15 protein-coding genes are annotated in these 17,266 nt (G+C 71.9%); 12 read left to right on the top strand and 3 right to left on the bottom strand.

Going from position 1 to position 17,266, the window contains the following annotated elements; translation table 11 throughout:
- Positions 1-3: 3 nt before the first annotated feature.
- The 9 genes from WME96_RS10125 (at position 4) to gcvPA (ending at position 10,708) form a co-directional block, all read left to right on the top strand.
- Complete coding sequence (locus tag WME96_RS10125; RefSeq protein WP_437289942.1) at positions 4-843, top strand: pilus assembly FimT family protein; 840 nt, start codon at positions 4-6, stop codon at positions 841-843.
- Entirely contained in the window at positions 840-1,439 is a 600-nt protein-coding gene (locus WME96_RS10120) for a type IV pilus modification PilV family protein (protein WP_437289941.1), read from the top strand. The genes WME96_RS10125 and WME96_RS10120 overlap by 4 nt, the downstream gene beginning before the upstream one ends.
- Positions 1,440-1,444: 5 nt before the next feature.
- Complete coding sequence (locus WME96_RS10115) at positions 1,445-2,752, top strand: PilW family protein (RefSeq protein WP_437289940.1); 1,308 nt, start codon at positions 1,445-1,447, stop codon at positions 2,750-2,752.
- Positions 2,749-3,348 (top strand): hypothetical protein, encoded by a 600-nt coding sequence (locus WME96_RS10110; RefSeq protein ID WP_437289939.1) that lies wholly within the window; start codon positions 2,749-2,751, stop codon positions 3,346-3,348. The genes WME96_RS10115 and WME96_RS10110 overlap by 4 nt, the downstream gene beginning before the upstream one ends.
- 22 nt (positions 3,349-3,370) lie before the next feature.
- Positions 3,371-7,024 carry a hypothetical protein gene (locus WME96_RS10105; RefSeq protein ID WP_437289938.1) on the top strand — a complete coding sequence of 1,218 codons (3,654 nt, stop codon included), beginning with the start codon at positions 3,371-3,373 and terminating at the stop codon, positions 7,022-7,024.
- On the top strand, positions 7,021-7,563 hold the full coding sequence (locus tag WME96_RS10100) for a hypothetical protein (RefSeq protein WP_437289937.1): 543 nt from the start codon (positions 7,021-7,023) through the stop codon (positions 7,561-7,563). The genes WME96_RS10105 and WME96_RS10100 overlap by 4 nt, the downstream gene beginning before the upstream one ends.
- A gap of 103 nt (positions 7,564-7,666) precedes the next feature.
- Entirely contained in the window at positions 7,667-8,788 is a 1,122-nt protein-coding gene (gcvT, locus tag WME96_RS10095) for a glycine cleavage system aminomethyltransferase GcvT (protein ID WP_437289936.1), read from the top strand.
- A gap of 99 nt (positions 8,789-8,887) precedes the next feature.
- Positions 8,888-9,289 carry a glycine cleavage system protein GcvH gene (gene gcvH / locus WME96_RS10090; protein WP_437289935.1) on the top strand — a complete coding sequence of 134 codons (402 nt, stop codon included), beginning with the start codon at positions 8,888-8,890 and terminating at the stop codon, positions 9,287-9,289.
- A 54-nt stretch (positions 9,290-9,343) separates the two neighbouring features.
- Positions 9,344-10,708, top strand: coding sequence for an aminomethyl-transferring glycine dehydrogenase subunit GcvPA (gcvPA, locus tag WME96_RS10085; protein WP_437289934.1), 1,365 nt, complete (start codon positions 9,344-9,346; stop codon positions 10,706-10,708).
- An 85-nt stretch (positions 10,709-10,793) separates the two neighbouring features.
- Here gcvPA and WME96_RS10080 read toward each other — a convergent pair whose 3' ends face one another.
- The 3 genes from WME96_RS10080 to WME96_RS10070 all read right to left on the bottom strand — a co-directional run bounded on the left by WME96_RS10080 (position 10,794) and on the right by WME96_RS10070 (position 14,410).
- Complete coding sequence (locus WME96_RS10080; RefSeq protein WP_437289933.1) at positions 10,794-11,354, bottom strand: hypothetical protein; 561 nt, start codon at positions 11,352-11,354, stop codon at positions 10,794-10,796.
- 81 nt (positions 11,355-11,435) lie between these two features.
- A complete protein-coding gene (locus WME96_RS10075; RefSeq protein ID WP_437289932.1) occupies positions 11,436-12,209 on the bottom strand; it encodes an esterase/lipase family protein in 774 nt (257 codons plus the stop codon).
- 164 nt (positions 12,210-12,373) lie between these two features.
- Positions 12,374-14,410 (bottom strand): hypothetical protein, encoded by a 2,037-nt coding sequence (locus WME96_RS10070; RefSeq protein ID WP_437289931.1) that lies wholly within the window; start codon positions 14,408-14,410, stop codon positions 12,374-12,376.
- Positions 14,411-14,471: 61 nt separating this feature from the next.
- Between WME96_RS10070 and WME96_RS10065 the strand changes: the two genes are divergently transcribed.
- The 3 genes from WME96_RS10065 to WME96_RS10055 all read left to right on the top strand — a co-directional run bounded on the left by WME96_RS10065 (position 14,472) and on the right by WME96_RS10055 (position 17,246).
- Positions 14,472-14,999, top strand: coding sequence for a tetratricopeptide repeat protein (locus WME96_RS10065; protein WP_437289930.1), 528 nt, complete (start codon positions 14,472-14,474; stop codon positions 14,997-14,999).
- Positions 15,000-15,063: 64 nt separating this feature from the next.
- A complete protein-coding gene (gene sthA / locus WME96_RS10060; protein ID WP_437289929.1) occupies positions 15,064-16,461 on the top strand; it encodes a Si-specific NAD(P)(+) transhydrogenase in 1,398 nt (465 codons plus the stop codon).
- A 134-nt stretch (positions 16,462-16,595) separates the two neighbouring features.
- Complete coding sequence (locus WME96_RS10055; RefSeq protein ID WP_437289928.1) at positions 16,596-17,246, top strand: Uma2 family endonuclease; 651 nt, start codon at positions 16,596-16,598, stop codon at positions 17,244-17,246.
- The last annotated feature ends 20 nt before the right edge of the window (positions 17,247-17,266 follow it).

Here is a 17,266-nt window from a genome sequence, read left to right as displayed (position 1 = left end):
TCGATGAACACCTTTCCGGCGGGAATCGCATGGCCCGTCCGCCTTGCACCTTTTTTCATAGCGCCGCAATCGTTAGCGCCCGCCGCGCGGTTCTTTGAGAGATTCCCCATGAAATTCCACAACTTGGCGCGAATCGGACAGGGCACGCGGCTTGCCTTTGCCCGGCATTCGGTGCGTTCTTCCTCCTGGTCGCGACCTGCGCTTGGTGATCCCGGCGGCCCGCGGGCCTGCTCCCCGACGTGGCGCGCGTCGCGCGCGCGGCGCCGGCGCGCGCGCGGCTTCACCCTCCCGGAGCTGCTCGCGGTGGTCGTCCTCATCGGGATCCTCGCGGCCGCGGCGTCGCCGAGCTTCGTCAACGGCATGCGCGATCGCCGCGTCAACCGCACCGCCATGGAGATCAGCGGCATCTACCGCCTCGCGCGCCACCAGGCGATGGGCCGCGGGACGGCGGTCCTCGTGCGGTGGACGGCCTCGACCGGCGAGCTCGAGGTGCGGCAGGCCCGCGTGGAGCCCATCGGCCCGGACGCGATGCTCTCGAAGAACTGCAAGGACGTGGGCAACTGGCTCGATCCGGCCGAGACCGAGCCGGTCACGCGGTTCGACGTCACGGGCATCGAGCTCGCCGCGGTGGAGCTCCGCGACCCCACCGACCCCGATGGCGTCGTGCGCGACACCGCCGACGTCTGCTTCACCGCGCGCGGGCGGACCTTCGTCCGCTACGACTTCGGCGCCGAGCTCGTGCCGCTCCTCGGCGCGATCCGCGTCAACGTGACCAACACCGGGACCGGGCTCCTGCGCTCGGTCTTCGTCCCGCCGAACGGCGTCGCGAGGCTCGGCCTGTGAGCGCGGCGCGAACAGGGCGGCCGGCGAGCCGCGGCTACACGCTCATCGAGGTCATGGCGGCGCTCGGCGTGCTCGCGATCGGCGCCACGGGGGTGCTCGCGCTGCAGAAGGCGACGCTCATCAGCAACACGAACGCGCGCAACATCGCGATCGCCAACAACATCGCCATGACGTGGGCGGAGCGGCTGCGGGTGGACGCGCTCCAGTGGAACGATCCCAACCGGGTCCCGGACCGTGACAGCGACACCGACTGGCTCAGCCTCATGACCGCCGCCCCGTTCCCGGAGAAGCTGACGCCGACGCTGATCCCCGCGCTCGGGGCGCCGAGCGCCGACGTGTTCGGGACCGACATCTACACGGGCGACCCGTCGCAGCCCGCGTTCTGCACGCACGTCCGCTTCGGCCAGTTCACCGACGCCACGTCGGGCGCGCGGCGCTGGCCGACCCTCATCCGGGCAGAGATCCGCGTCATCTGGGAGCGGAACGGCAACCCGATCGACTGCGCGGTGGCCCCGGTCGTCGTCGACGCGGAGCCGGAGCGCTTCGGCGCGGTCTACGTCACGACGGCCGTCCGCCGGAACACGACCGAGGAGTGACAGCGATGCGAGATCGACGCACCTCCGCCGCGCGGGCGCGCCCTTCAGGACAGCGAGGCTTCACGCTCGTGGAGCTGCTCGTCGCCATGGCCGCCGGCCTCGTCGTGTCGCTGGCGGCCTTCCTGCTCTCGAAGAACGCGACCCGCTTCTTCCAGAACGAGGCGCGGGCCTCCGCCTCGCACCTCGGCGCGACGATCGGTCTGAACCGGCTCGCCGCGGACCTGCAGCGCGCCGCCTACCTGTCGACCGGCAACATCCAGGTCACGGCAGACGCCCAGCGCTGCGGCGCTCCGCCGGTCGCGCCGACCGGCCTCAGGCTCCTCTCGGGCGTCGCGATCCAGCGCCAGGGGTCGGTGTTCCTCCACCCTTCGGAGCTCGGCCAGAGCATCGTCAACGGCATGTGGCCGGACGCGATCGTCATCGGCGGCAGCTTGAACAGCACCGAGGTGTTCGAGGCGCGCGTCGTCAACGACGGCGGCACCTGGTACGTCCTGCTCCTCGACAGCGCCGCCTCGCGGCGCACGAGCGAGCGCGCGCAAGGCGGCGCAGAGAACCTGAGCGGGCTCTTCCAGGCGGGGCGCATCCTGCGGATCAGCCGCCCGAATCAGCCGCACCTGTATGCCGTCATCGACCACATGGATCCGGGGAACCTCGTTTACCTCAAGTCCCCTCCCGGGGTGACGACGCGGGAGGTCGAGCCCGATTGCGGCCTGCCCCTCAGCGGCGCGCACGCGTGGGTGAGCGTCATCTCCCGCGTCCGCTACGACATCCGGAGCCTCGTCGGAAAGTCGACGTCCTATCGCTCGCTCGTGGCGCCCATCAGCCCGGCGCTCACCGGCGACAACGGGCGCACCGAGCTCGTGCGGGTCGAACTCGACGACGAGGATCAGGAGAAGCCAGAGACGCTCGAGCTCATCGCGGAGTACGCCGTCGACCTCAAGTTCGGGATCTCCGCCGTGCAGGCGGACAAGGCCCAGCAGAGGACGAACCCGCAGATCACGCGCTATCCGATCACCGCGACCGACAACGCGAACGTGTACACCATCGCCGCCGCGAACAACCAGCCTGGCGCCAGGCCGGAGGACGTGCGGTCGGTCCAGATCCGGCTCTCGACCCGCACCCGGGCGCCCGACCGCGACGTCGGCTTCCCCGTCGGCACCGACGGCCGCAGGCTCAGGTTCCTGATCCCCGGCATCGTCGCCGGGGTCAACACACCGGCAGACACGGTGCCGGCGGGCGCCTCTCCGGTGTTCGCCCGGATGCGCACGCTCTACGCCGATGTCGCGCTCCCGAACCAGGCAGAACCGAGATGAAGAACGCCAGCATCACCCGCTCCCTCCGGCGCTCCCGCGAGCGGGGCGCCGCCGTGTTCATCGTCGTGCTGGTCATCACGATGCTCACCGCCATCGGCCTGTTCGCGGCCCACGCCGCCACGCTGTCGACCATCGCCAGCGGCCATGCGCGCCGGATGACGCAGACGCACTACCTCACGGAGTACGCGATGCAGCTCGCGCTCGCCGAGATCGAGGAGAAAGGCGGCCTGAACGGCGGGTTCGTCAGGGGGGAGAACTGCCTCGGCGCCCCCATCGAATGCTGGACGATCAACTCGAGAGAGCTCCAGCAGCGCGCGGCGGAAGATCTGCTGGAGTCCGACGCGCCCGGCGCGCCAGGGAGCCTCGGCCGCAAGGACCTCCGGTGGAGCTTCAAGGTGGAGATGACCGACAGGATATCGCCGGCGCTCGGGAAGCACGAAGGCTCCTCGGTGGAAGGTGAGTATTGCACGGTCGCCATGAACGGGCGGCTCGTCGCCTGGCCCGACCCGGGCAACCCGGTCGGTGAAGACGAAGTCCTCGCCACGGCAGGCAGCCAGGAAGCGCTGTCCCTCGTGGCCCATGTCCTCTGCAAGTGAACGCGACGAACCGGAGCGCACGATGCGAAACCTGACGAAGGTGCTTGTCACGATGGGCTCCGCGGCGACGGTCGGCCTCCTCGCCCCGCGCGCGCGCGGGCAGGCCGTGGATGTCGAGCCGCCGCTCCCCAACGTCCTCCTGCTCGTCGACACGTCGGGATCGATGGAGAAGACGGTGGCGGGCGGCGAGCCGGACTGCAATCCGCTCAACGCCCCTTCCAGCGAGGCCCTGAAGAGCCGCTGGGCGAAGCTCGTCGAGTCGCTCACCGGGCCGATCACGGACTTCTCGTGCTACGCGCAGCCCCGCACGAGCTCCGAGTTCGTCGACGAGTTCAGCCTCGGCTCCGAGCCGCCGTACGACAGGAACTACTATATCCCGTTCCATCGCCTGCTCTCCCGCGGCTGCACGAAGGGCCCGGGGGCGGACTACAACTCGCTGCGAGAGCACCCCTTCGACGACGCGACCCAGCCCTGCGCGCCAGGGATGGGCTGGGAACAAGCCACGTCCGGCCTGCTCGACGTGTACAGCGACCGGATCCGGTTCTCGCTCATGACGTTCGACACGCTCCCCGACGCGCGCACAGGGCTCAGCGCCGGCACGCCCGATCCCGTGGGCGGCATGGCGGGGATGTGGAGCTACTTCCTCGAGTTCCAGAGCGGCGCTGGGTACCCAGCGCGGGGCAACCCGCCCGACTGCGCCGTCGAGGACATGGAGGTCGGCGCCAAGAACCCGGCCGCGCCGCTCTGGGAGGGGCCGCTCGTCCCGTTCCCGTCCTACACGGCGGACATCACCGAGGTCCGCGCGACGAACCAGCGCATCCAGGACGCGCTGATCGCGACGCGCCCCTACGGCGCGACGCCGCTCGCCGGGATGCTGACCGACGCGCGCGACTACATCCTCAACGAGGCCTCGACCTGGCAAACCCGGCCGCTCGGCCCGCGCGACGATCCGTACATCAGCGGCGGCTGCCGCAAGACCTCGATCGTGCTCATCTCCGACGGCGAGCCCAACCTCGACCTGCGCCCGACCTGCGCGCAGGGGCCAGGCCCCGGCCCGGAAGGGACCGGCTGCCCCTACGAGGAGCCGCACGTCGTCGCGCACTCGCTCAACACCCACGTGAACCCGAACCGGCGCGTGCGGACCTATACCGTCGGGTTCGGCCTCACCACCCAGGCGCGGCAGGAGCTCAACGATCCGAGCTTCAACTGCGCGACGATCTCGAGCAGCGACTTCCTGCCCGGCGGGCGCTGCGACAGCGCGTCGAACGCGCTCAAGGCGTGCTGCACGCTGTCGCGCATCGCGATCGAGGGCGGGACCGACCGCGGCTACTTCCCGGACGACGCCAACGAGCTCTCCGCGGTGATGTCGCAGATCTTCGCGCGCATCGCCTCGAACTCCACGAGCCGAACCATCCCCGTCTTCGCCAACGCGGTCACGACCGCGGACACCGGCAGCGACGCCGCGGGCGTCGCCTACCAGTTCGGCTCGTCGTTCAGCCCGCCGCCGGACGGCTCGATGTGGAGCGGCAACCTCGAGCGCAAGCGCTTCGTCTGCGAGGCGGTGAACGGCGTGATGACGACGCAGCTCGAGGACGTCGACCCCAGCAAGGGCGACGACTTCGCGGCCAACGTCAACTCGAACGACTTCTCGCGGCCCCGGAGGTTCTTCACCGTGATCGGCGAGGCCGACGCCGCGCAGAACATCGGGTCGCAGCGGAGCATCCGCCCCGCGACCGTGGCCGCGGACGGCCTCGGAGGCTACACGGGCACGGTGACCGGCGGCGGCGCGCCGGCGCCGGCGTCCCTGTTCGCGAACGAGCTCTCCCAGGCGCCGCGCGCGCTCAACCTCGATCCCGACGCGGGCACCGTCCCCCCGCAGTGCTCGGGCGGGCTGCGGGTGAACACCGCCGCGCAGTGCGCCGAGCGCCTCGTCGCGTGGGAGATCGGCGAGCCGATGCCCCCGGACGTCCCGTCCCGCGACGGCAACGAGCTCGGCAGCATCTACCACTCGACTCCGGTGATCGTGGGGCCGCCGCGCGACACCATCCCCGACGAGTCGTACAGGCTCTTCGCGGAGCACCCGGATCGGGCGAACCGGCCGCTCGTGCTCTACACCGCCACGACCGACGGGCAGCTCCACGCCTTCCAGGTGACGGCGGCGACCGCGGCCGACCCGCTCAAGGTGGATCGCGTCCAGAACAACGAGCTCTGGTCGTTCCTGCCGCCCCATGTGCTCCCGCGGCTCCTCCAGACGTTCAACCAGCAATCGATCCTGCTCGACGGCGCGCCCGTCGTGAAGAACGTCGTCTTCGAGCGCACCGGCGCGCAGGCGGCCGCCGGCTCGTCGACCTGGAACACCGTGCTGGTCGCCGGCGGCGGCGGCGGCGGCGGCTTCTACTACGCGCTCGACATCACGAACCCGCGGGAGCCGCGGTTCCTCTGGCAGCTCTCCACGGACGACAGCGGCAACGACCTGTTCGGCGACACGACGCCGACGCCGGCGATCGCGACCGTGACGCTCGAGGCCGGCAGCGGGTTCCGGGAGGTCGCGGTCGCCATCCTGCCCGGCGGCTCGGCCCCGCTCGACCCGAACCAGAGCGCGTGCCCCCGCAAGAGCACGACGCACCCGTACTTCCAGCCGACGGGCAGCCTGTCGGTCCGCGACTCGGTCCGGTGCTGGGGCACCGCGAGCACCAACGGCCAGGTCGGCCCGGCGCGCTCGCTCACGATCGTCCGGCTCGACACCGGCGAGGTGCTCCGCACGTTCCGGGGCCACGCCGACGAGGGGCCGGCCGGGCTCACCTCTCGGACCGAAGTGGTCGACTTCGACTCGCCGATCACCGGCGTGCCCGTGCCGTTCCCGGCAGGCGTCGGCGAGGTCGCGGAGCGCATCTACGTCGGCGACGCCGACGGCACGCTCTGGCACGTCCGCCTGGCGAGCCCCAACCCGGACAACTGGACGGTGAGCCTCGCCTGGGACGCGTACTCGTTCGCGAGCGACACCGCGGCGAGCAGCCAGCCGATCCAGACGACGCCGGTCGTGAGCACCGATCCGCTCGGCAACACGGTCGTCCTGTTCTCCACCGGCGATCAGGAGGCGTTCACCGCGGGCACCGTCGAGACGCGGGCGTGGTCGATCACCGAGCGGCCGGCCAACAACGGCCTCCGCTTCACCGAGAACTGGGTCGTCCCCTTCACGGACGGCAAGCGCGTGACCGGGCCGATCTCCCTCTTCAACGGCTGCGCGTACTTCGCGACGTTCACGCCCGCCGCGCCCGGGACCTACGCTTGCGCGGACGGGTTCGGCTCGATCTGGGGCGTCGACTACCTGCGCGGCCAGGCGGGGAACCCGGCCGCGTACCCGGACGCTTGCCTCGTGATCGATCCGCTGGCGCCCCCGCAGCACTTCGAGGATCAGGCGCCGGGCACGGTCGTCTTCGGCGTGGCCGTCACCCAGAAGCCGACGTGCATCGAGACGGAGACCTACTCCGATCCGTACTTCGGCACGCAGACCGTCGTCAGCCAGTCGAGCCCGCCCGAGTACCAGCTCGTGTTCCACACCGGCGCCGCGGGCCAGGAGGACGCCCAGGGGGCCGAGACGCGCACGAGCACGAGGTCGCTGCAGGCGCCGCGCAGGATCGTTAAGATCGACTCGTGGGCGACGATCATCGAATGAAGCGCGCCGGCCTGCCGCGCCGCGCCGCGGCGCTCGCCGCGTGCGCCGCGTGCGCTTGCGCCGCGCTCGCCTGCCGCAGCGACGCGGGCGCGCCGGCGCCGGCGCCGCCGTCGAGCGAGGCCCCGGCGCCGAGGCCGCCGGTCGACCAGGCGCTGCCGGGCGAGCTCGCCGAGGGCGTCGAGCAGGCGTTCGGGTTGCCCATCCCGCGGCGCATGAAGGTGCGCGCGCGCTTCCCCGACGCGGTCTTCGCGGTCGGGGAAATCCCGGCCGAGCGGGTGGCGAACTACGTGCGCACCCGCGTGCTCGCGGGCAACGTCGAGACCGGGCCGGCGAAGACGATCTTCTCGCGCGCGACCGTGAAGAGCGCGCCTCAGCGGACGATCCGGATCGAGGTGGTCTCGCGCGCGCACGTCTCGGAGCTCGTCGTTCGCGACGAGACGCGGCCGCCCCCGGAGCGGGGCCTGTCCGTCGAGGAGCGCTGGCGCCGCAACGGGCTCACGCCGGACGGCAAGGTGCTCGATCCCACCCGCCTCGAGTGAGCGCGACGGCGACGCGCCGCGCGGGCGGCGGGCTCGACGTCCGGCGCCGCGAGACGAGCCCGCGCCAGTCGACATCCTCGACCTTTCGAAGTAGATCGCGCCCGTGTCGACCAAGCCGCTCCCCACCGCTCCGCTCCGAAGGACCCCGCTCTACGACGAGCACATCAAGCTCGGCGGCCGCATGGTCCCGTTCGCCGGCTGGGAAATGCCGGTCCAGTACAAAGGCGTGACCGAGGAGCACCGGGCCGTGCGCACCGCCGCCGGGCTCTTCGACGTCTCGCACATGGGCGAGATGATCCTGAGCGGCGAGCACGCCGGGCAGGTGGTCGATTACCTCGTCACGAACGACGTCAAGAAGCTGGAGGACGGTCACGCGCTCTACACGTGCGCGTGCAACGAGGCTGGCACGATCCTCGATGATCTCATCGTTTACCGGATCGAAGCGCGGCAGTGGCTCATCGTCTGCAACGCGTCGAACCGCGACAAGATCGCCGCCCACCTCCGGAGCGCGGCGCAGAACCACTGCAGCTTCGAGGACGCCTCGGACCGCACCGCGATGATGGCGCTCCAGGGGCCGCGGGCGCTCGACATCGCCGCGCTCGCGGGCGGCGACGGCGCCGCGCTGCGCGAGCTGCCGTCGTTCCACTTCCGCGACGCGACGATCGCGGGCGTCCGCTGCACCGTCGCCCGCACCGGCTACACCGGCGAGGACGGCATCGAGATCTTCTGCTCCCCCTCCGACGCGCAGCGGCTCTGGCGCGCGCTGGTCGAGCTCGGCGGCCCGCTCGGCCTCGAGGCGACGGGCCTCGGCGCGCGCGACACGCTCCGCCTGGAGGCGCGCCTGTCGCTCTACGGCAACGACATCGACGAGACGACGAACCCGATCGAGGCGGGGCTCGGCTGGGTGGTGAAGCTCGACAAGGGCGACTTCATCGGGCGCGCCGCGCTCCAGCGCGTCAAGGAGGAGGGGCCCTCGCGCAAGCTGATCGGCTTCGAGATGGTGGGGCGCGGCATCGCGCGCCACGGCTACCCGCTGCTCGACGCCAGCGGCGCGAAGGTCGGCGTCTGCACGAGCGGCAGCCCCGGGCCGACGGTCGGCAAGAGCATCGGGCTCGGCTACCTGCCGGCGCCGATGGCCACCGTCGGGACCACGTTTCAGGTCGACTGCCGCGGGCGCTCGGTCGAGGCGGTCGTGGTCAAGACCCCATTCTACAAGCGGGCCTGACCCGCGCGCGCGGCGGCGATGGCGCCGTCGCGCGAGGGTCGGCCGAGCGGCGGCGCGAAGCGACCAGACACCCAGGTTGGCAAAGGGAGAAGAAGTCACATGGCGAGCGATGATGTCCGAACGGACCGGCGGTACACGAAGGACCATGAGTGGGCCAGGCAGGAGAACGACCAGGTCGTCATCGGGATCACCGCCTTCGCGGTCGATCAGCTCGGCGACATCACGCTGGTCAACCTCGACGTGAAGCCCGGCGACACGATCACCGCGGGCAAGGCCTTCGGCACGATCGAGAGCGTCAAGACGCTGAGCGACCTGTTCGCGCCGGTGAGCGGCAAGGTCGCGCGCGTGAACTCAGAGCTCGAGAACCGCCCGGAGCTCGTGAACGAGGACTGCTACGGCAAGGCCTGGATGATCGAGGTCACGCTCTCGGACCAGGGCGAGCTCGGCGCGCTCCTGGAGCCCGCCGCGTACGCTGAGCTCCTGAAGACCGCGGCGCACTGAGCGCCGCGCGCCTTCGTCACACTTCCCGCATCACCCTTCCCGCTGCACAAGACCATGCGTTACCTGCCCCATACGCCCGAGGAAATCAGCGAGATGCTGCAGGCCGTCGGCCTGTCGTCGCTCGAGGAGCTCTACAGCGCGATCCCGAAGGAGGCGCGCCTCACGCGCCCGCTCTCGATGGATCCGCCCCTGGATGAGGCCTCGCTCATGAGGCACCTCGAGGAGCTCGCGCAGAAGAACCGCGCCGGGCGGATGCTCTCGTTCCTGGGAGCCGGCGCCTACGAGCACCATTTCCCGCCGGCGGCCGATCAGCTCCTGCTCCGCAGCGAGTTCTACACCGCCTACACGCCGTACCAGCCGGAGGTCTCCCAGGGCACGCTCCAGGTGATCTTCGAGTTCCAGACGATCGTGAGCGAGATCCTGGGGCTGCCGGTCGCGAACGCGTCGATGTACGACGGCGCGAGCGCCCTGGCGGAGGCGGTGCTGATGGCGCGCCGCCTGACGGGGCGCGAGCGCACGGTGCTGTCCGCGGGCGTGCACCCGGACTACGTCGGCACGGTCGAGACGTACGTGCACGGCATCGGCACCGGCAAGGCGTCGCTGGTCCGCGTCGACGTCGGCCGCGACGGCACGGCGGACGTGGACGCGCTGACGCGGGCGATCGACGAGACGACGGCCTGCGTGGTGGTCGGCTACCCCAATTTCTTCGGGGTGGTCGGCGACATCCGGCGCGTGGCCGAGGCGTGCCACCAGAAGGGCGCGCTGCTGATCACGGTCACGCTCGATCCGTACGCGCTCGCGCTGCTCGAGTCGCCGGGCGCGCTCGGCGCGGACATCGCGGTGGCGGAGGGCCAGCCGCTCGGGCTGCCGCCGCAGTACGGCGGGCCCAACGTCGGGCTGTTCGCGTGCCGGAACGACCGCAAGTACCTGCAGCAGGTGCCGGGGAGGCTGGTGGGCGAGACGGTCGACAAGCACGGGACGCGCGGGTACGTGCTGACGCTCGCGACGCGCGAGCAGCACATCCGGCGCGAGCGCGCGACGAGCAACATCTGCACGAACAGCGGGCTGTGCGCGACGGCGGTCACGATGCGGATGTGCATGCTGGGCAAGCGCGGGTTCGTGGAGGCGGCGAGGCAGTGCCTCGCGAAGACCGAGCACCTCAAGCGGGAGATCGCGCGGCTCGACGGGTACGCGCTGCCGATGGCGGCGCCGACGTTCCACGAGTTCGTCGTCAAGGTCCGCGGGGGGGACGCGGGGAAGCTCACGCGGGCGCTGGCCGAGCAGGGGATCATCGCGGGGCTCGATCTCGGGCGGATCGATCCGCGGCGGAAGGACGAGATCCTCGTCGCGGTGACGGAGCGGCATAGCCGCGCGGACCTCGACCGGCTCGTGGGAGCGCTGGCGGGGTTCACGCCCTGAGCTGACGCGGGGGGCGGCGGTTGTGCCGAGCTGCCCGGCCCCCTACCGCCTCCTTCGTGGGAGTACTCGCGCGGCCGAAGACGGCTCAGCGCGAGGCGACGTCGCGGCCTTGCGCGGGGAACGGGTTCGGCCAGAGCGGCAGGAGCGACTGGCGGTAGACGGTGAGGCGCAGCACGTCGATGCCCGCGATGGCGCCGAACGACATGGCGTTGTCGGTGCCGTAGCTGCCCTGGAGCGACAGGCTGATGCCGAGCGGGCCACCCAGCGTGAGCGCGCCGGCAACGCCGGTGGAGCCTGGGCCCCAGAAGCGGTGGTAACCGCCGGCGTCGAGGGCCAGACCTAGCGGGCCGGACTGAAAGCCGCGGGTCGCGATACGGGCGAGCAACGCGAGATCGATCCCGCTGTCGAGGAGCGGCGTCGCGCGCATCAGGCCGCCGACGATGATGGGCGCGTCGGGGGTGGTGCCGACGCCGACGTCGAGCGACAGCGCGCCGTCGTAGACGAGATCGCTGTCCCCCTGCTTCCAGCCGACAGCGCCGGCGCCGAAGAAGGCCCACGCGGAGGTGTCCGCGCGAGAAGGCGATGACCAGGCAAGCGGGGCGAGCAAACCCGCGAGGGCGACGAGAATGGCGATCGGCGAGCGCACGCGGAGCGAGCTACCACGAAGCGCCGAGCGGGGATAGTCGGCGCGCGGTCGGCGCGCGGCCAGCGCGCGGTCAGCGCACGGTCAACGTACGATGCCCCGCCGCTCCACGATCCGACGTGCCACGAGGGCCGCCACCTCGGGGTCGAAGAGGAGCGTGTTGTGCCCGCGCGCCTCCATCACGCGGACCTCGCCGCCAGGCAGCGCATGCGCGATGGGCGAGCGGACCAGCGTGTCAGCGCCCGCGATGATCGACAGGTGCGGGACGCTCGACCGCGCCGTCCCGAGGAGGACGCGCCGGAGGACCGGGCTCGACGCGTCGAGATCGCGCGCGCCGCCGAAGCCGAGCAGCGCAGCGCGGGGGATGCCGCCGAAGGGGCTCGCCATCGAGATCGTCTGCACGACCCGCGGGTCGCCGACCTCCTGGGCGAAGAAGCGGCACACGATGCCGCCCATGCTGTGGCCGACGAGGTGCAAGCGCACGCCGTCCGGGAGCGTCGAGACCAGGGTGGCGAGGCGCGCGGACAGCGCCTCGACGCCGGGCCCGGGCGCGTACGACATCGTCGCGGTGTGGACCGACCACGCCGGAGGCTCGGCCCGCGACGAGCCCGGCCGGCCAGGAGACCGGGACGCGCGCGACACGGAAGCGTGACGCTCGATCGCCGTCCGCAACGGCCGGAGGACGCCGGCCGACGCGAACAGCCCGTGCAAGATGATGACGACATCGTCGCCGTCGCGCGCGCCGGCAGGGACCACCGGCGCGAGGGTGTCGTAGGGCAAGAGGACCGCCTGCCTCGCAAACGAGGCCACCTCCCTGCCGGTCGACGCGAAGGCCGCCGCACGCAACCACTTCACCACGCGGTGGCTCTTACCATGGTTCCGCCGCGCGACGTCCTCGCGCCCTCCCGACGCGCTGTGTCGCGGGCGGCGCGGCGGTCAAGGCGCGGAGGCCGCGACGTGGACGGAGGCCCGGCGGCCCCGGGCGCCGCATCGCGCGGCGCGGCGCGGCGCAGCCCGGGCGATCACGGCCTCAGCAGCCAGACATGGAAGCTGCGGAACGTGCCCTGAAGCGAGCGGATCCGGACGAGCTCTCCCGGCGCGACCTCGCGCAAGGGCACCCGGATCTCGGACCAGCGGTCCGCCGGGCGCTCGGGCACCTCGACGCGCACCTCGCCCTCGGCCGCGCGCCCCACCGCGACGCCGAGCGCGATCGGGCCGCCCCCGTCGGTGCGCAGCGCGAGCACGGCAGGGCCGCGGGCGACCGGCCCGATCGCGAACGACTGCTCGCGCCCCTCCGGGATCAGCCTGCCCGCGTCGAACCGCGGCGCGCCGCCCGCGTCGGCCTCGCCGTCCCGCAGCACGGCGCCGATGACCCAGCCGCCGCGCGGCGTCGAGAAGGCGTAGCGGTGCGCCCGCTCGTCGACCAGGTCCGCGATGTCCACCTCGTCGATCGCCCCCACGCGGCGCTCCCCCGGCGGGGCGAGCGCCGACCAGTCCGCCTCGTAGATCACCTTCTCGTCCGCGGCGCACATCACGTTGTCGTCGATCTTCACCGCGTCGACGCGCCTGCCGAAGACGTCCGCGAGCCCGCCCCACCAGGAAGGGTACAGGGCGAAGACGTCAGGCCGATCGGCGGCGTCGAGCCGCTCGATGAGCTCGACCACGGCAGGCACCCCGTGCACCGAGGCCCGCGCGAACGGCATCCCCCGGTAGCCGCCGAGCCCGAGCCCGTCGATGGCCGGGATCCCCGAGAGGTACGGGATCGCGCCCGCGTCGCCGAGGAGCACCCGACGCGGCCGCGGCGCGCGCGCGCCGAGCCGCCGCGCGACCTCGACGTGCTGCCCGGCGATGTTCGCCGAGGCGCGGGCGAAATGGTCGATCTGCCGCGCGAACATCGCGGACGGCGCGGCGAGGGCCGCGAGCGCGAGCGCCGCGGCGGCCCCCGCCGCGAGCCGGCCCCGCCGCGCGAGCGCCTCGGTCCCGAGGGCCGCGGCGACGAGCAGCATCGCGAGCGCCGGGGCCGCGTAGCGGAGGTTCTGGTAGCGCGCCGTCGCGTTGAGCGCGACGAGCAGCAGCGAGCCATAGGCGCCGATCAGGAGCGGCACGGCGAGGCGCCGCGAGCGCCGGTCGAGCGCCGCGACGAGGCCGAGCAGCGGCAGGAGGAGCGCGAAGGACGGGCCGCCGAGCGCGCCCTCCAGCGCCTGCACCCGCAGCGCGGCGAGGTTCTTGATCACCTCCACCGCCTTCTCGAGCGGCGCGGGGTACGGGTTCGAGAGGATGAGCTTGCGCACGGCCCCCGCGGCGCCCCACTCCCCCGTGAACACGCGGTTCGCGGCGGCGTTCGCGCCGAGCAGCAGCGCGGTGGGCAGGGACGCGCGCGCGAGCGCCGCGGCCGCGCAGAGCGAGCCCGCCCCGTGGGCCACCGCGACGGCGAGCGGCGCCGCGAGCGCGACGGCCTCGGGGCGCGTCGCGACGAGCAGCGCGGCGAGGAGCCCCGCGCGGCGCTGCTCGGCCGGGCGCCGCGCCGGTGGGGCGAGCTCCGCGCGCCGCGCCGCGACGAGCGCGCGGCCCAGCACGGCGCCGAGCAGCGCGACCTCCATGCCGGAGAACCAGCTCCAGTCGAGCAGCGGCACCGCCACGACGAAGAGCGGCGCGATCCAGGCGACCCAGCGCGACGAGGCGGCGCCAGGGCCGCGCGGCTCGAGGAGCCGCCGGAGCGAGCGGCAGAGGTCGAGGAGCGCGGCGCACGCGAGCAGGGCGGCGAAGAGGCCGAGCCAGGGGCCCCGGAAGCCGAGCAGGTACCCGGGCGCGAGGACGAGCGGGTACGTCAGGCTGGTGCCGCCGGACGAGTAGCCGTTGCCCGGTATCCACGAGAACGGGTGGCCCAGGGCCGCGGCGCGGGCGAACCCGAAGTGGATGTAGACGTCGTCGAGCGGCGCCGGCCAGACGCCGCCCGTCCTGGCCAGCGCGGGGCCGTAGAACGCCGCGGCGGCGCCGAGGACGGGGAGCGCGGCGCTCGCGTGCCACAAGAGCAGCCTGGTCCGCGGCGGGCGCCTCACGGCCCGGCGGTACCACGAAGGGGACCGGGACGGCGCGCGGATTCTGGTTAGACTGCGGGCCATGGTGCTCAGAGCTGTGGTGGACGAATCGGTGGACGCCGCCCACTGGGAGGCCGTCGAGGAGGCGGCCGAGCTCCTGCAGGAGGAGCAGTTCCAGGCGGCGCTCGTCGCGCTGCGCGACGTGATCAAGACCTCGCCGTCGAACCCGTACGCGTACAACCTGCTGGGTCACGCGCTCTACGAGCTCGACCAGCTCGAGCCGGCGCGCGACGCCTACCGCGCCTCCGTGCGGATCGCGCCGAGCTTCCTCGGGGCGCGGGTGGCGCTGTCGCACACGCTCCGGCGGCTCGGCGACACCGACGGGGCGATCGCGCAGGCGAAGGAGGCGCTCCGCCGCTTCCCGAAGGACGGCGAGGCGATGCACGCGATGGGGCTCGCCTACGCGGCCCGCGGCAACCGCGCGCTCGCCCGCAAGCACCTCCAGGGCTTCCTCGACGCGGGCCCGGAGGTCGAGGCGGCGATGGAGGTACGCCAGATCCTCGAGATGCTCGGCGTCGGCGACGACGACGAGCCGCTCCAGTTCGAGTAGCCTCCTGCCGGCGCGGGCGAAGCGCGCGGCGTTCGCTGGACGTTGGCCGGAGGAGAGACACGCGATGGCGACCACCCCTCACTTCGATCTCATCATCATCGGAACGGGGCCGGGCGGCGAGGGCGCCGCCATGACGGCCGCGAAGAACGGCAAATCGGTCGCGGCGATCGAGCGCTACACGCGGGTCGGCGGGGGCTGCACCCACTGGGGCACGATCCCGAGCAAGGCGCTCCGCCGCGCGATTTACCACATGAACATGATCAACCAGAGCCCCATCTACAAGCGGATGGATGTGGTCCCGGAGTACCCGTTCGCCGAGCTCCTCGCGACCGCGAACCACGTCATCGACGAGCAGGTCGATCTGCGCGAGGGCTTCTACGATCACAACAACGTCCGGCTCATCCCGGGGCAGGCCAGGTTCGTCGACGCGCACACGATCGAGGTGGAGACCGACGGGACCCAGCACCGGCGCTTCACGGCCGACACCTTCGTCATCGCGACCGGCTCTCGTCCGTACCGGCCCGACGACGTGGACTTCAACCACCCGCGCATCTTCGACAGCGACACGCTGCTGCGGATGGATCACTCCCCCCGGAGCATCACGATCTACGGCGCGGGCGTCATCGGCAGCGAGTACGCCTCGATGCTCCGCAACATGCAGGTCGCGGTGAACCTCGTGAACACGCGCGCCAAGCTGCTGGAGTTCCTCGACGACGAGATCACTGACGCGCTCGGGTATCACTTCTGCAACACCGGGATCCGCGTCCTGAACGGCGAGGAGTACGAGAAGGTCGAGGCCACGAAGGAGGGCGTCGTGGTCTCGCTGAAGAGCGGGAAGAAGCTCCGCAGCGAGGTCTTCCTCTGGGCGAACGGCAGGAGCGGCAACACGGCCGACCTCGGCCTGGAGAACGTCGGCATCACGGCCAACAAGCGCGGCCAGCTCGAGGTGAACGAGAGCTTCCAGACGAGCCAGCCGCACATCTACGCGGTCGGCGACGTCGTCGGCTTCCCGGCGCTCGCCAGCGCGAGCTACGACCAGGGCCGGTTCGCGGCGAGCCACATCTGCGGCCAGGCCGACTACAAGCTGGTCCGGGACATCCCGACGGGCATCTACACGACGCCGGAGATCTCGTCGCTGGGCAAGAGCGAGCGGGAGCTCACGGCGGAGAAGGTGCCTTATGAAGTGGGCAAGTCGACGTTCAAGACGCTCGCCCGCGCGCAGATCACGGGCCAGCAGGTCGGGATGCTGAAGCTGATCTTCCACCGCGAGACGCTCGCGCTGCTCGGCATCCACTGCTTCGGCGAGAACGCGGCGGAGATCATCCACATCGGGCAGGCGATCATGTCGCAGCCGGCGCCGAACAACACGATTCGCTATTTCGTCAACACGACCTTCAATTACCCCACCATGGCCGAGGCGTACCGCGTCGCGGCGCTCGACGGGCTGGGGCGCGTGTTCTGAGCGGGGTGCCACCCGAGATCGCGGCTCAGGCTCCGGCCAGGACAGTGTCGACCGGCTCTGTCAAGGCTGCCCGCCTGGTCCATGGTTGCAGCCGCGCGCTGCGGCGGTGATACTTCCCGGAGGAGCACGCTGTCATGGCCGCCGCTGCACCTTTCCCCCTCCTCGCCCCCCCTGCCGAACGCGCGGGCACGGACACAGCAGAGGGCTCGGAAGACCAGCTCTTCGTCGTCCATGACGTCTCGTGGGAGGAGTACGAGACCATCCTCGCAGCCCTCGGCGACCGCGCCGGCGTGCGGGTGACTTACTGCGAGGGAGTGCTGGAGCTGATGAGCCCGGGGGGACCCCACGAGGGCCGAAAGAAGATCCTGGCCCGCCTCGTCGAGGCCTACGCCGAGGAGGCGGAGCTGCCGCTCAGCGGGTACGGCAGCATGACCGTCCGCAGACGGCTCGCGAAGCGGGGCGTGGAGCCGGATGAGTGCTACGTGCTCGGGACGGTCGAGGATGGGGGGATCCCCGAGCTCGCGATCGAGATCATCGAGAAGAGCGGGACGATCGACAAGCTCTCCGTCTATGCGGGGCTCGGCGTGCCCGAGGTCTGGTTCTTGAAGAAGGGGAAGCTCTCCATCCATCTCCTTGGCCCGGACGGCTACGCCGAGGCGGGGCGCAGCCGGCTCCTGCCGGGGCTCGAGCTCGCAGAGCTGACGCAGTTCGTGCAGCGCGAGGGCGACCAGACCTCGGTGGTTCGCGCATGGCGCGCGACGCTCCGGAAGCGGAGCGCCAGGTGAGCTCCGCCCGCTGACCGCTG

Source organism: Sorangium sp. So ce406, from assembly GCF_051474675.1.
Classification (GTDB): Bacteria; Myxococcota_A; Polyangia; order Polyangiales; family Polyangiaceae; genus Sorangium; species Sorangium cellulosum_G.
This window is presented reverse-complemented; position numbering and strand designations above follow the sequence as displayed.